Origin of the sequence: Haloarchaeobius sp. HME9146, from assembly GCF_025399835.1 — an archaeon.
In the GTDB taxonomy this organism is placed as follows: Archaea; Halobacteriota; Halobacteria; order Halobacteriales; family Natrialbaceae; genus Haloarchaeobius.
Genome location: NZ_JAODVR010000001.1, coordinates 1,035,155 through 1,049,557, shown reverse-complemented (window position 1 = coordinate 1,049,557; position 14,403 = coordinate 1,035,155). Strand labels below are relative to the sequence as shown.

Here is a 14,403-nt window from a genome sequence, read left to right as displayed (position 1 = left end):
CAGTGGGATTTGATGACACTAGCGGCCCCACCCTTGTAACGTTGGCTGTGGGAGACAACCCCACGCCCACCAGATACCGGCAGCGTCGACCGCTTCTTGCGTCCTTTCTACATCTCGGCCGATAGCCCGCTCGATTCACCACTCCTTACAGTCAACACAAACGAAGCCGGCCTGGTCACGCCAGCGACGCTGGGTCGCGGTGCCACAGCTCGCGCACTCACCGCCTTCGGGAACCCAGCTGTAGGTCGTCACGGCCGGCGACGAATCCGAGACCGGTGGTGCCTGGTCGGTCTCGGTCGTCGACCCGGCCGCCGCGTCGTCGGCCTCGCTTCGCTCCTCGTCCGTCGTGTCCGACCCGAACTCGTCCAGCGACCTGTCGTGGGGCATAGCGCCCCATTGGCCCTCGGTCGTCTTGATGCCAACGGACAGAATCAAGTACCAGTGCTCGAACGCTCAGGTATGGTAAGCGGACTCCCGGGGGTCGTCCTGCAGAGTGCGACCGACCCGATCTACAACGTCGAACAGATAATCGAGGGGTTCACCGCGGTCGCCCAGAACGGCGACCCGCTGTCGTTCGTCCTGCTGGCCGTCGGTGGCCTGCTGACCGCCGCCGCGGCCGGTGGCTTCGGCGTCCTCGCCCTCGGTGGCCTCGGCAGCGCTATCGTCCAGAGCTTCGCTCGATCGCCGCCGCCAGAAGGCGGGGCGCAGTAGTCGGCTCCGGCCCGAGCGGCGTCCCCGCAACGAAACTATCGGCGTACTCGAGTACGTCGGCGATCTTCTCACCAACCTGGTCCGGCGTGCCCGCGATACAGAACGCGTCCAGCATCGGCTCCGTGACGCGCCCGAACGCCTCCGTGAACTCACCCTCACCGAGTGCCTCGCCCACCGCTGCCACCGCGTCGTGGTCCAGTCCGTGCCGGTCGAGCACCGGCGGGGCAGCCCCGGCCGCGATGAACGCGACCGGCGGCCGCGCCGCCTCGCGGGCCGCCTGTGCGTCCTCCGCGATAGAGACGCTGGCGAACGCCGCGAAGTCGAACTCGCCGCGAGAGTCGGGACGCTCCGCTAATCCTTCCTCGACGCGCTCGGCAGCCCACTCGAAGTCCCGCGGATGCGAGCCGTTGAGCAGGACGCCGTCGGCGTGTTTCGCGGCCATCCGGATCATGTGGGGTCCCTGCGCCCCGACGTACACCGGGATGTGGCCGACGTCGAAGTTCAACTCGGCGGCGGTCGCCTGGAAGGTGCCGTCGTGGTTCACGCGCTCGCCGTCCCAGAGTCGCTGGGCGACCTTGAACGACTCCAGCACCCGTCGGAGCGGCCGGTCGTGCTCGTAGCCGAGGTTCGAGAGGGCCGACTTGTCCCCCGCGCCGATACCGAAGACGGCACTCCCGTCAGTAGTCTCGTCGAGCGTCGCCATCCGCGAGGCGAGCGAGACCGGATGCGTCTCGTAGGGGTTGACGACCCCCGGCCCCACGTCGAGGTCGGTCTCGCGAGCGATGCGGTCACAGACCACGAACGGGTCGCGGTTGAAGTGATGCGAGGAAGCGAACAGCGTGTCGAAGCCGGCGTCCTCGGCGGCCTGTGCGGTCGCCAGCAGCTCGTCCATCGGGTGTTCTGGCGTGAGCTCGATGCCGAGCCTACGCATCGTACTCCCACCCCCGGAGCGCCTGGCGGACGAAGTCAGACTCGACGTCGCGGAACACGAGGTCGTGGCCCTCGTGGTCGCCGAACTCCCAGCCGCGGGCGACCGTCACGGGCGTGCCACCGGCACCCTCGCCAGCCACCAGGTTCGCCGCCGCGGCGAGTTCGTCGACGACACACTGGACCGTCACGCCGAGTTCGCGACCGTCGCGGTCGTGTTCGCCGCGCCAGTCTCGGCTGGCGTGCATGCCTGCCCAGCCGATGGCGACGGCGGTCTGGCCGTGGCGGAACGGCCGGCCACTCGTGTCCGTGACGACGACCGGGTTCTCGTGTTCGAGCCCCTCGTGGATGCGCTGGGCGCTCGCGGTCGGGTTCTCCGGGAGCAAGAGCAGGTCGTGTCCCGGGATGTTCGACCGGTCGATGCCGGCGTTGACGCCGACGTGGCCGAAGCGCGTCTCGGTCAGCAAGAACGGCTCCTCCATCAGCAGTTCCGTCGACTCCTCCAGGACCGCCTGGGCGAACCGCGGGTCCTTCTCGTCGCCCGTGATGGCTTCGAGGTTCTGTGCGATCTCGCGGGCTCGCGGCCCGGCGGGGAAGTCCGCGAGGTCCGCGGACCGCCCCTCCGCCTTCGAGACGATGGTCGAGGCGACCACAACCACGTCGTCCGGCTGAAGGTCGAGCCGCTCGGACACGATGGCGGCGATGTCGTCCCCTTCCCGAATCTCCGGGATGTCGGGTACGGGCAGTAGTTCCATGCACAGGGGTGTGGGAGCGCCGGAGAAAAGACCGCCGATGTTGGAAACGTGTGCCCCTACCGGGGACCCTCCCGCAACTCGACCGACAGCTCGCCGTCTTCGACCTCGGCGACGTACATGGTCGCCTCGATAGCCGGGGCTGCACCGGTCGCACTCCCGGGGTTCAGGAGTCGGACCCCGCGGACCGGCTCGTCCATGACCTCGTGCGTGTGGCCACAGATTCCGACCGCGTCACCGTCAGCACTGCGTTCGACCGTCCCGACGACCCGGTTCCGGTAGCCGTCGAGCGGGCCGGTCCCGTGGGTGACGACGAAGGTGACGCCGCCGAGTTCGAGCACGGCGACCTCCGGCAGGTCGAGCGATGGGGGGTCCACGTTCCCGGCGACTGCGGTGAGTTCGGGCGAGAACTCCTGAACCGTCTCGTACGCTTCCGGGGAGTCGAAGTCGCCCGCGTGGACCACGTGGTCCGCTTGCTCGCACGTCTCCCGGACCCAATCCGGGATGCGCGCTTCGCGAGAGGGGACGTGTGTGTCGCTGATGATGGCCAGTCGAACCATGCCAGAAGGTGTGACCCCTGTCGACAAAAACCTCCGCGCGCCGGAGGGGAACGTTCAGGACCCGGGCAGTCGTCGTGTCGACCATGAGCGACGGAACCCACGTCGTGACTGCGTTCCTGCGAAACGAGGGCACGGTGTTGCTACTCCGACGGAGCGACGCGGTCGGGACGTACACGGGGCAGTGGGGCGGTGTCTCGGGCTTCGCCGAGGACGCCCCGGACGAGCAGGCCCTCGTCGAGATTTCGGAGGAGACCGGGCTGGACGAGACGGCAATCGAGCTGGTCGGAACCGGCACGCCCGTCCGGTTCACGGACGAAGACCTGGACCGCGACTGGGTGGTCCACCCGTACCTGTTCGACTGCGAGACCCAGGACGTGACGCTGAGCGACGAACACGACGAGTACGAGTGGGTGTCACCGACCGAGATACCCCGGCGCGACGCGGTGCCGGAGCTCTGGACGGCCTACCAGCGGGTCGCGCCGACAGTCCGGGACATCACCGCAGACGACCAGCACGGCGCGGCGTACCTGTCGCTCCGCGCACTGGAGGTGCTCCGCGACCGGGCCGGTCTGCTCGTCCAGGAGGGAGCCGACGACGACGAGGCGTGGGACGAACTCACCGATCTCGGCCAGCGGCTCCTCCGCGCTCGGCCGAGCATGGCCGTGCTCAAGAACCGGGTGAACCGGGCACTGGCGAGCGCGGACCAGTCGGCCGCGAGCCTGGAACAGCACGCCATCGACGGCATCCACCGCGCCGTGACGGCCGATACCGACGCGGCGGTCCGGGCGGGCGCACTCATCAGCGACCGGACGGTCCTGACGCTCTCGCGGTCGGGGACGGTCCTCGGCGCACTCCGTGACGGGAGCCCGATGGAGCTGTTCGTCGCCGAGTCCCGCCCCGGTGGCGAGGGCGTCGCCGTGGCCGAGGCGCTCGTCGACGAGTACCCGGTCACCCTCGTGACCGACGCAGGGGTCGCTCACACGATGGCAACCGAGGACGTGGACGCGGTGCTAGTCGGGGCCGACACGGTGCTGCCCGACGGGACGGTCGTGAACAAGACCGGGACGCGGGCCGCAGCACTCGCGGCCGCACACGAGGAGATCCCGCTCTACGTCGTCTGCTCGACGGACAAGGTGAGCACTGAGGAGACGGTCAATCTGGAGACGGGACGGCGGTCGGCGGTCTACGATGGCGACGCACCGCTCTCGGTCTCGAATCCGGTGTTCGACGAGACGCCGCCGCATCTCGTCGATACCATCGTCACCGAGCGGGGGGACCTGGACAGCCGGGACGTACGCGAGGTCGCCGAGGAGCTCGCGTCGCTGGAGACGTGGGACGGGGAGGAGAGCGACGACGACTCCGACGCGGTGCAGCGTCCGACCGGCCGGGATTCGTAGGGCGAACAGGCGGCGTCTGGCAGGCAGTGTCTATTCCACCTGCGACTGTGGGTCGTCCGGGGCACGCTGCGCACCCGCCTGGACCGCCGGACGGCATCGATTACTGCACAGCCGGTCTGGCCCCGTTCTGGTATTTGAATCACCCGACGAACAGTGCCTGCTGTCCCGAGTGTGCCTGATAGCTCATGCACCGCCGGCGTGTCGGGTTCCGGCAAGTGTTACTTCGCCTACCGGTGAAATTTTGAACGACTATTACACCAACTGTTATTATGCGGGGGGTCCTTGCCCCATGTAATGCAATTACGGGACGCACTCAACGACTACAAACATCACAGGCACGATGCGACGGCGTTCCCGGGCGAGTGCCGGTCGACGACCGGCCACTTCTCGGGGCGCGACGGTCGCCTCGTCCACGTCGATCCTGACGGGTCTCTCTCTGACTACGGCTATCCTCTCACCGGTCTCAACGGACTGGAGCGCTCGCGGTTCGGGCTCCGCGTCGACGGCGACATCGTGTGGTTCGACCACTGCCAGACCGCCTCGCAGGAGTACTCCGACGACACCGGCCTGGTCGTCACCGAACACGACACCCACCTCGGAACCGTCACGCAGTTCGACCTGACGCTGGGGGACGCACACGTCACCCACTTCGACTGCGATAACCTCGAACCGGCGTCCGTCGAGGTCGTCGCCTTCGTCGGCTTCGCCCCCGACTCCCAGGACACCCGCATCGGCCAGCTCCACCACGACGACGCCATCGAGGTGTTCCACACCGACGAACACGACTTCGTCGGGAGCACGACCGGCTTCTCCGAGATACAGGGGCAGGTCGCCGCGAAGTACGGCGAGATACTCGACGACGAGCCCGTCGACCTCCCCCGGCCCATCAGCAACGGTCGCTACGAGGAAGCCCGTCTGAGCGGCAACCTCGTCGCCTTCCTCCCGGTCGAAGACGGAGCCGCGACGGTGACCACGCTGCTGACCGACAGCGACGAGGTCGGCCGCGGTGACGCTCTCGACCAGCTCGACGACCTCGCATCGAGCTATACCTCTGCCGCGGCGCTCGAGGACGCCGCCGCCGAACAGGTCGACGTGTCCGTCCCTGGGGACCACCCCTACGCGGAGGCGATGGCCGCCGACATCCGTGTCCTCTCCCTCCTCTCGGGCCGGACCGGCCTGCGCATCGCCGGCCCCGACTTCGACCCGTTCTACGCCTACTCCGGTGGCTACGGTTACACCTGGTTCCGCGACGACGCCGAGATCTCCCTGTTCCTGCTGGAGTCCGCCCAGGAGTACGACCTCGACCTCGACGCCTGGCACGACCGGAGCGCGGCAGCCTACCGCGACACCCAGCGCGACGACGGCTCGTGGCCCCACCGCGTCTGGCCGCACGACGGCAGCCTCGCCCCCGGGTGGGCGAACGGCCGCCTCGAAGCCGGCGACGACGTGGATTACCAGGCCGACCAGACCGGGAGCGTCATCGCGTTCCTCGGCGCGTACGCCGACGCGACCGCGGACGACGGGAACGCACCCGACGTGACCGAGACGCTCGAGACCGCCCTCGAGAGCCTCGACGAGACCCTCGAAGACGACGGTCGCCCGGAGATCTGCCAGAACGCCTGGGAGGACATGACCGGCCGGTTCACCCACACCGCCGCGACGTTCCTCGAAGCCTACGCGACGCTGGCGACCACGGAGACCGCCGGTGACGAGGTCGCCGACCACGCGACAGCCCGCGCCCACGAGGTGTACGAGGCCATGGACGACCTGTGGGTCCCGGAGAAGGGCATCTACGCGCTCCGCGAGTACACCGACGACGAGGAGGGTGCCGTCCTCGACGGACGCTGTGACTCCGCGACGCTGGCAGTCGTCGCCGCACACCGCACCTACGACCGGCTCGAACCGGTCGACGACGAGCGCCTCGACCGCCTCGTCTCCCACGTCGAGACCATCACCGAGGCCCTCTGGCGCGAGCCGAGCGAGGGCGTGAAGGGACTCATCCGGTACGAGGGCGACGGCTGGCGAAAGCGCGACCAACACGACGAGAAGATCTGGTCCGTCTCGACCGCGTGGGGCGCACACGCCGCCGCCAGTCTCGCGGCGCTGCTGGCGGACCACGACGACGACCGCGCCGACCAGTTCGCCGCGCTTGCCCGCGACCTCCTCGACCTCGTCCTCCCCGGCGGCCCGCTGTGCATGGACACCGGCTACCTCCCCGAGCAGGTGTTCGACGATGGGACGCCCGACAGCGCGACCCCGCTGGGCTGGCCGCACGCGCTCCGGCTGGCGACGGTCGCACTCATGGACGAGTACGACATCCTGGAGCCGCGTCGGGCCGTCGCGGACCAGTAGCGGCCACGACCGACGACTGTTTTCTCGGCGGTGTCTCTCGCGGGCCCCTCGACTGGCCAGCGATGCGTCTCGACCGGAAACGGTGGGCGGAAAGAGGCGGAGAAAATCGAGAGAGTTCGACCGGGCTCAGGCGGTGACGGCGCGCTCCTCGGCCGACTGCAGGAACAGCGACTCACCGGTCTCGATGTCGAAGAGGTGGACGTCGCTGGAGTCGAAGGTGACCTGTATCTGCTCGCCGGGTTCGGGCTCGATGTCGGAGTCGACGCGGGCGATGAAGTCGTCCCCGATGTCGAGGTAGAGGTAGTTGTCGCTCCCGATGGGTTCGAGCACGTCGAGCGTGGTCGTCTGGGCGTTCGGGCCGCCCTCGGTGACGAAGACGTCCTCCGGGCGGATACCGAGGCGGACCTCGTCGCCGGTGTCCGCGTCGCGCAGGCGTGCCGCCTCGGACTCGGCGAGCTGGAAGTCGAAGCCATCCGGGCCCTTGAGACTGATGCTGCCACCGGTGTCGTCGATCTCGACGTCGAAGAAGTTCATGCTCGGGGAGCCGACGAAGCCGCCGACGAACTCGTTCGCCGGGTTGTTGTACACCTCCTTGGGCTTGCCCACCTGCTGGAGTTCACCGTCTTTCAGGATGACGATGCGGTCACCCATCGTCATCGCCTCCTCCTGGTCGTGGGTGACGTAGATGGCGGTCGTGTCGAGGTCGGCCTGGAGGCGCTGGATCTCGGTCCGCATCGAGGTCCGGAGCTTCGCGTCCAGGTTCGACAGCGGTTCGTCGAAGAGGAACACGTCGGGTTCGCGGACGATGGCGCGGCCCAGCGCGACGCGCTGTTTCTGCCCGCCGGAGAGCTCGTCCGGCTTGTCGTCGAGCAGGTCCTCGATGCCCATCATCTCGGCCGTCTCGAGCACGCGCTGCTGACGTTCCTCTTTCGAGAGGTCGGTGCTCATGCGCAGGCCGAAGCCCATGTTCTGGGACACGGTCTTGTGCGGGTAGAGCGCGTAGTTCTGGAACACCATCGCCACGTCGCGACGGCGCGCGTGGACGTCCGTAACGTCCTCGCCACCGATCGTGATGCGACCCGAGGTGGGCGATTCGAGGCCCGCGAGCATCCGAAGCGTCGTGGACTTACCGCACCCCGACGGGCCGACGACGGTGACGAACTCGCCATCCGCGACATCTATCGAGACGTCGTCGACGGCGACGATGCGCCCGTTGTCGAACTCCTTTCGTAGGTTATCCAGCGTGACTGTAGCCATTATTGGCATGAGTCGTTTTCCCACAGTATAGTTCTTGCCCTCTCAGCGAAAACTGTGATGCATAATTTCGTAGCACTTTTGCTCTCCACGCCACCAGATACCACGACAATGAGTGACGAAAGCCCCGCAGACCGGAGACGGCCGACGCGACGTGCGCTGCTCGGGAGCCTCGGAAGTGCCGCGACGGTCGGTCTCGCCGGATGCAACGGACAGAGCGACAGTGCGGGAACGACGGCCAGTGGCGGGACAGGCACGGGGGCCGATTCGGGGACTGGAACCGCGACCGCGACGCCGGAACTCGACCCGGTCGAGCTCGCGCCCTTCTGGACGACCGGCGAGAAGTACGGCCTCGGAACCGTCGCGGACCACGCCGCCGACGACCCTTCGCGCGTCTGGTTCACCCTCACGGAGGGTGCCCTCACCGAGCCGCGGTTCCCCCGCGTCGACCTCATGCACTTCCGCACCGTGGACTTCCTCGTGACCGACGGCGAGGGCTACGTCGTCCGGACGCACAACGCGAACCGCCGGGACGACGAGGCGGTCGACCGGCAGGTCGTGCCGACCGAAGACGACGCGCTGCTGTACCGTCACGAGGTCGCGGCGACCGACGACCACGACTGGTCGCTCGCGGTCGAGTACGCCGCCGACCCGGCGGGCGATGCCATCCTTCTGGATATCGCGTTCGACGCCGCCGACGCGTTCGACCTCTACCTCGTCGCGCGCCCGGCCATCTCCTCGGCAGTCTCGGGCGACGCGGGTGTCCGCCTCGAAGACGGCGATGGGTACGCCCTCGCCGCACAGGACGCACCCACGGGTGGCGCGGTCCGCGACGAGGACGGTGACCCGTACGTGGTCGCCGCCAGCGTCGCCGCCGCCGACGGTTTCGACTGGGCCACCGTGGGTGACGTGGAGACCGAGTCCGCGAAGGCGCTGGTCGAGCAGGGTCGTGCCGTCGAACCCAGCGAGTCGGCCGACGGGAACCTCGTGCTGGCCGGGCGACTGGGGTCGGGCAGCACCGAGACGACGGCCGCCATCGGCTTCGTGCAGGACGCAGCCGCCGAGGACGCGACGGCCGAGGCCCGGCGGGCACTGGACCGTGGCTACGACACGGTCCGGGCGGACTACCGTGCCTCCTGGCAGTCCTTCTTCGAGGACGTGGGAATCCCCGAGTCGGTCGCCGGCGACGACACCCTCGAACCGCAGTACCGGACCGCGGCGATGGCCCTGCGTGCCGTCGAAGACAAGACGTTCCACGGCGCGGGCATCGCCTCCCCGTCGGTCCCCTGGGGCAAGGGCGTCATCGCCGACGAGGCCCGCGACATCGGCTACAACTTCGTCTGGTCGCGCGACCTCTACCAGTCGTTCACCGCCCTCGACGCGATGGGCCACGCCGACGCGGCCATCGCGGCCACGGAGTACCTCCTGACCGTCCAGCCGGACGACCAGGGCTTCCTCCCGCAAAACACCTACCTCGACGGGCGCACCCGCTGGGGCGGCGAGCAGCTCGACAACATCGCGTTCCCGCTCGTGATGGCCTACCAGCTGCGTGAACGCCACGGTCACGGATTCGAGGAGGCTGCATACGACTACGCGTCCATCAAGGCGTCCGCGGACTACGTCGCCAAGAGCGGCCCCGAGACGGCCCAGGAACGCTGGGAGGAGGAAGGTGGCTTCTCACCCAGCACCATCGCGGCCGAGATCGCGGGCCTCGCGTGTGCCGCCCGGCTCGCCGCGGACGAGGGCGAGCGCGAGGACGCGCTGGTCTACCTCGGTCTCGCGGACCGCTGGCGCGACGGCGTCTCGGAGTGGTGTGCGACCACGACCGGCGCGGACGGCCACGAGCCGCCGTACTACGTCCGGGTGAACGACGACCGCGACCCGGACGACGGGGCGGACCGCGGCCTCGCAAACGGGGGGCCGACGCTCGACGAGCGGGCTGTCATCGACGCGGGGTTCCTCGAACTCGTCCGGCTGGGTATCGTCGACCCGGACGACGACCTGATACGGAACTCGCTGGCGGTCGTCGACGAAACCATCCGCGTCGACACCCCCAACGGCCCGGCCTGGTACCGCTACAACGGGGACGGCTACGGCGAGGGCGAGTCCGGTGCCCCCTGGTCGGTCGCACCCAACACGAAGGGGCGGCTGTGGCCCATCTTCACCGGCGAACGAGCCGAGTACGAACTTCGCGCCGGCACGGACTCGGAGGACCTCGCGCCGGCGAACCTGCTCGCGACGATGGCCCGCTTCGCCAACGAGGGCCGGATGATTCCCGAGCAGGTGTGGGACCGCGAGGACGCCACGGCGTACGGCTGGGAGTTCGGCGAAGGGACGGGGAGTGCGACTCCCCTGTCGTGGAGCATGGCACAGTTCGTCCGGCTGGCCTGGAGCATCGATTCGGGTGACCCGGTCGAGACGCCCGAATTCGTTCGCACGCGCTACGCGGGCGGGAGTCCATCTGCCCCTGCACTCGACGTCACCTTCCCCGAATCCGTCGTGGACTCGGAGACGGTCTCGGTGTCGGGGACGACCGACGCGGCCAGTGTCATCATCCGGACCGGTGCCGAGACCACGCGAGTTCCCATCTCCGATGGCGGGTTCGACGCGACCGTCACACTGGTCGAGGGGCGGAACACGGTCACCGTCGTCGCGGCCAGCGGCGACGGCCCGCTCGAATCGGTCGGCCTCGCGACGGCCCGGGCCACCATCTCCGCCACTGGAGGGTCCTAGAACACGGGGGTAACAACAGGAGTTGTTGAAACAATAGTGACGGAGCCGAATGATTTAAGGTGTGAAGGACTAATTCATCTAATATTCACCATGTCAATGGAACGCAGGGCAGTGCTCAAGAAGCTCGGTGTGGCAGGGACCCTCGGAACGCTCGCAGGCTGCGTGGGCGTCCAGGAGCAATCAACCGCGACGCAGGCGAACGACGACAACAGCGGCGGTGGCGGCGGGAGCGACGACGACTCGGGCTCCGGTGACTCGGAGGCGACCGAATCCACGGGACCGGCTGGAACCGCGAAGGTCTGGTACAGCCTCCCCGACACGGAGATCCCGGCGCGCAAGGAAGCCATCGAGCAGTTCAACAGCGACACCAAGCACACCATCAAGGGTGCAGACATCGCGGACCTCGCGAAGAAGACGACCAGTGCGATTCCCGCGGGACAGGGCCCGAAGCTGTTCGAGTGGGCGCACGACTGGGTCGGCGACTACTCCCAGCGCGGCTTCCTCACCGACCAGAGCGACCAGCTCTCCATCGAACTGGACTCGTTCACGGACGCGGCCGCACAGGCCGTCCAGTTCAACGGCAACACCGTCGGTCTCCCGCACTCCGCGGAGACGGTCACCCTCATCTACAATAAAGACATCGTCGACGAGGCACCGGAGAGCGTCGCCGACATGCGGGCCGTCATGGACGACTACCACGACCCCAGCAGCAGCCAGTACGGTCTCGGCATGCCGTTCGACCCGTACTTCGCCAGCGCCTGGCTGCAGGCCTTCGGCGGCTACTACTTCAACCCCGACAAGGACCCGATGCTCGGGCTCACCAAGTCCGAGACGGTCAAGGGACTCAACTTCGCGCTCGACAACTTCAAGCCGTACATGCCCAAGGACCCGGGCTACGAGGCCCAGGCAGCCGTCTTCGCGGAGGGCAACGCCGCCTTCGCCATCAACGGTCCGTGGTACCTCGCGACGCTCAACGAGAAGGGCGTGAACTACGGCGTCACGAAGCTCCCGATGCCGGAGGGTGGCGAGCCGAACCCCTACACGGGTATCACGATGTGGTACTTCTCGAAGGGCATGGAAGACGGCGACGCCAGCGCGGCCGCCGCCCGGCAGTTCGCCGAGTGGCACGTCACGAACGAGGACCGCGCGCTTCAGGCCGCCAAGGAGCAGGGTGCCATCCCGGTCCTCTCCAGCCTCGCGGGCAGTGACGAACTGCCGGACGAGGTCAGCGCCTTCTCCGAGTCCGTCGCCATGGGGACCCCGATGCCGACGCACCCGAAGATGAACAAGGTCTGGAGTCCCGTTGGCTCCGCACTCACCAAGGTGTTCAACGGCGACGCCGAGCCCGCAGCCGCCCTCGAACAGGCCGAGAAGGAAATCCGGGCCAACTGGGAGTAGCGCATGAGTACCGAATCTGGCATCGCATCGCGGGTCGAAGACATCCCCTTCTTGGAGCGGGGAGACGCCTCTCTGCTCCTCGTGCTGCCGGGACTGTTCATGTTCTCGGCGTTCATGCTGTTCCCCATCATGTACCTGATCGGGGTGTCCTTCACGAACGCCAAGCCGTCGAACCTGTTCGCCGGCGAGGGGGCACTGTCGCTGCTCACCTTCGGTGAAGCCACCTTCATCGGGCTGGAGAACTACATCACCGTCCTCTCGGACCCCGCGTTCTGGAACTCGTTCGGCATCACCTGGCTGTTCGTCGCCACGAGCGTCGCGCTGAAGATCTGCGTGAGCCTCGGCATCGCCCTCGTCGTGACCGGCGAGCGCGTCCGTGGCAAGCGCTTCATGCGCTCGCTCATCATCGTCCCGATGGGGCTGCCGGCCATCTTCACCATCACCGTCTGGCGCGGCATCTTCAGCTCCGCCGAGTTCGGCCTCGCCAACCAGGTGCTCGCGATGCTCGGCTTCGAGTCCATCGCGTGGATGAGCCAGCGCTGGATGGCGTTCCTCGCGTACAACGTCACCGAAGCCTGGCTCGCGTACCCGTTCATGGTCATCATCACCGTGAGCGCGCTCCAGAACGTCCCGGACGAACTCCACGAGGCCGCGATGGTCGACGGCGCGGGCTACTTCTCGCGCTTCCTGCACGTGACGCTCCCATCCATCAAGCGACCCGTGCTGTTCGCGTCCATCCTGACCGCGGCCGCGTCGTTCCAGCAGCTGCTCATCCCCTTCGTGTTCAACGAGGGCGGACCCGCACGCGCCAACGAACTCATCATCCTCTACGCGTACAAGGAGGCGTTCTCGTTCTCCCAGTACGGTGAGGGTGCCGCGATCAGCCTCATCGCCGTCGTCATCATCGGCGTGTTCATGTGGCTGAACGTCAAGAAAGGACGGCTCGCAGACGGGGTGAACGAAGCATGAGCCTGCTTCGCTCCGTCGGCCGCAGCATCAAGGAGGACACCAAGAACGTCGCGATGGTCCCGGTCGAATTCGCCCGGGAGATCCGGTACACCATCCACGCCATCCAGGAGGGGAAGATCTCCCCGACGAAGCCACTCAAGACGGCGGGCATCACCATCGGCGCGACCATCGTCGTGCTCGCACTGCTGTTCCCGCTGTACTGGATCCTCATCTCGGCGCTGTCGGGCTCCGGTGGCTCCATCTACTCCACGGGTGGCCTCAGCCTCTTCCCGAAGAACCCCACGATGCGGAACTTCGTGTGGGTCATCGGCGACCTCATCCTCCCGGCGTACGCCATCAGCTTCAACATCCCGCTGACCAACGCCGCCATCGTAGTCAACACCCCCTCGGTCACGTTCCTCGACGCCTCCACCTACGGCATCGAGAACCCATCCGGCTTCAAGCAGTTCTTCGTGAACAGCATGACCGTCGCCGTCCCGACGGTCCTCATCGCGATGTCGCTCATCGTGCCGGGCGCGTACGCGCTCTCCCGGCGCGAGTTCATCGGCCGGAACAAGATCCTGTTCGGCTACGTCCTGCTGACGCAGGTGGGCGGCGGCCTCGGTATCGCCCTGCTCATCGGGCTCTACACCGTCTTCGTCCAGCTCGGCGTCAACAACAGCAAGCTGGCACTCTCGGTGTACTACGCCGCCACCGCCGTGCCGTTCAACACCTGGCTGCTCAAGACGTACATGGACGGCATCCCCGTCTCCTACGAAGAAGCCGCCATCGTCGACGGCGCACCCCCGTGGCGCGTCGTCACCGAGATCATCCTGCCACTGTCGAAGGCCGGTCTGGCGACGGTGTTCATCTTCACCTTCCTCACCGGCTGGACCGAGTTCATCGTCGCCCAGACGCTGCTCGGCACCGAGAACTACACGCTCCCGGTCGGACTGTACTCCATCATCGGCGAGTACTCCATCCCGTGGGCGCGGTTCTCCTCGTTCGCGCTGCTGTTCGCGACGCCCCTCGGCCTCGTGTACCTCTTCGCACAGCGGTACATCGAGGGCGGGCTGTCGTTCGGCGGTGTGGAAGGCTAGGCGGTTCTCTTCTCTATCGGTTTCTGCGGTTTTTCCGGAGCCAGAAAGGTGGATTCTTGACGCTCGACCTCCGACGGCTAGTCGGTGGCAGTGACGACAGTTACCCCCTCCGAGCCCCTTGTGACGAGGACTTTCCCCGAGCCACCGACTTCTGACGGGCTGTAACAAGCGTTCTCAGGAATCTATTCGTAGAACGTCGTGATTCGACTTCGAGACACTCGTGGCGAGAATTGAATCTACCACCAGCTACTGTCCGCAAGCTGCCAGCCGT

At 67.4% G+C, this 14,403-nt stretch carries 12 protein-coding genes; 7 read left to right on the top strand and 5 right to left on the bottom strand.

All coding sequences use genetic code 11. The features are described from left to right. Nucleotides 1-135 precede the first annotated feature (135 nt). Nucleotides 136-387 (bottom strand): hypothetical protein, encoded by a 252-nt coding sequence (locus N6C22_RS05455; RefSeq protein ID WP_261649970.1) that lies wholly within the window; start codon nt 385-387, stop codon nt 136-138. A gap of 72 nt (nt 388-459) precedes the next feature. On the opposite strand from N6C22_RS05455, the gene N6C22_RS05450 reads away from it, so the two are divergent. Next, a complete protein-coding gene (locus tag N6C22_RS05450; protein ID WP_261649967.1) occupies nt 460-711 on the top strand; it encodes a hypothetical protein in 252 nt (83 codons plus the stop codon). Here the strand turns inward: N6C22_RS05450 and N6C22_RS05445 are convergent. Genes N6C22_RS05445 through N6C22_RS05435 form a run of 3 tightly spaced genes read right to left on the bottom strand, consistent with a single transcriptional unit; the run spans nt 659 to nt 2,950 of the window. Further along, complete coding sequence (locus tag N6C22_RS05445) at nt 659-1,642, bottom strand: 5,10-methylenetetrahydromethanopterin reductase (RefSeq protein WP_261649965.1); 984 nt, start codon at nt 1,640-1,642, stop codon at nt 659-661. The two genes, N6C22_RS05450 and N6C22_RS05445, sit on opposite strands and share 53 nt — an antisense overlap. Further along, complete coding sequence (locus N6C22_RS05440; RefSeq protein ID WP_261649963.1) at nt 1,635-2,393, bottom strand: coenzyme F420-0:L-glutamate ligase; 759 nt, start codon at nt 2,391-2,393, stop codon at nt 1,635-1,637. The genes N6C22_RS05445 and N6C22_RS05440 overlap by 8 nt, the downstream gene beginning before the upstream one ends. Nucleotides 2,394-2,449: 56 nt before the next feature. Beyond that, a complete protein-coding gene (locus tag N6C22_RS05435; RefSeq protein ID WP_261649962.1) occupies nt 2,450-2,950 on the bottom strand; it encodes a metallophosphoesterase family protein in 501 nt (166 codons plus the stop codon). 83 nt (nt 2,951-3,033) lie between these two features. Between N6C22_RS05435 and N6C22_RS05430 the strand changes: the two genes are divergently transcribed. Both N6C22_RS05430 and N6C22_RS05425 read left to right on the top strand, forming a co-directional pair. Then, the gene (locus N6C22_RS05430) at nt 3,034-4,347 is read left to right on the top strand and encodes an NUDIX domain-containing protein (RefSeq protein WP_261649961.1); all 1,314 of its coding nucleotides are present in this window, start codon (nt 3,034-3,036) and stop codon (nt 4,345-4,347) included. A gap of 294 nt (nt 4,348-4,641) precedes the next feature. After that, a complete protein-coding gene (locus N6C22_RS05425; protein ID WP_261649960.1) occupies nt 4,642-6,699 on the top strand; it encodes a glucan 1,4-alpha-glucosidase in 2,058 nt (685 codons plus the stop codon). 126 nt (nt 6,700-6,825) lie between these two features. On the opposite strand, the gene N6C22_RS05420 is transcribed toward N6C22_RS05425, so the two are convergent. Then, nucleotides 6,826-7,956, bottom strand: a complete 1,131-nt coding sequence (locus N6C22_RS05420; RefSeq protein WP_261649959.1) for an ABC transporter ATP-binding protein — start codon at nt 7,954-7,956, stop codon at nt 6,826-6,828. 108 nt (nt 7,957-8,064) lie between these two features. Here N6C22_RS05420 and N6C22_RS05415 point away from each other — a divergent pair, with 108 nt between their 5' ends. From N6C22_RS05415 to N6C22_RS05400, 4 genes are all read left to right on the top strand, one after another. Continuing rightward, nucleotides 8,065-10,686 carry a glycoside hydrolase family 15 protein gene (locus tag N6C22_RS05415; RefSeq protein ID WP_261649957.1) on the top strand — a complete coding sequence of 874 codons (2,622 nt, stop codon included), beginning with the start codon at nt 8,065-8,067 and terminating at the stop codon, nt 10,684-10,686. Between the two features lie 90 nt (nt 10,687-10,776). Beyond that, entirely contained in the window at nt 10,777-12,084 is a 1,308-nt protein-coding gene (locus N6C22_RS05410) for an extracellular solute-binding protein (RefSeq protein ID WP_261649956.1), read from the top strand. Nucleotides 12,085-12,087: 3 nt separating this feature from the next. Further along, nucleotides 12,088-13,053: a carbohydrate ABC transporter permease gene (locus tag N6C22_RS05405; RefSeq protein ID WP_261649955.1), complete on the top strand. Its 966-nt coding sequence runs from the start codon at nt 12,088-12,090 to the stop codon at nt 13,051-13,053. Further along, nucleotides 13,050-14,132: a sugar ABC transporter permease gene (locus N6C22_RS05400; RefSeq protein WP_261649953.1), complete on the top strand. Its 1,083-nt coding sequence runs from the start codon at nt 13,050-13,052 to the stop codon at nt 14,130-14,132. Before N6C22_RS05405 ends, N6C22_RS05400 begins: the two co-directional genes overlap by 4 nt. Nucleotides 14,133-14,403 lie beyond the last annotated feature (271 nt).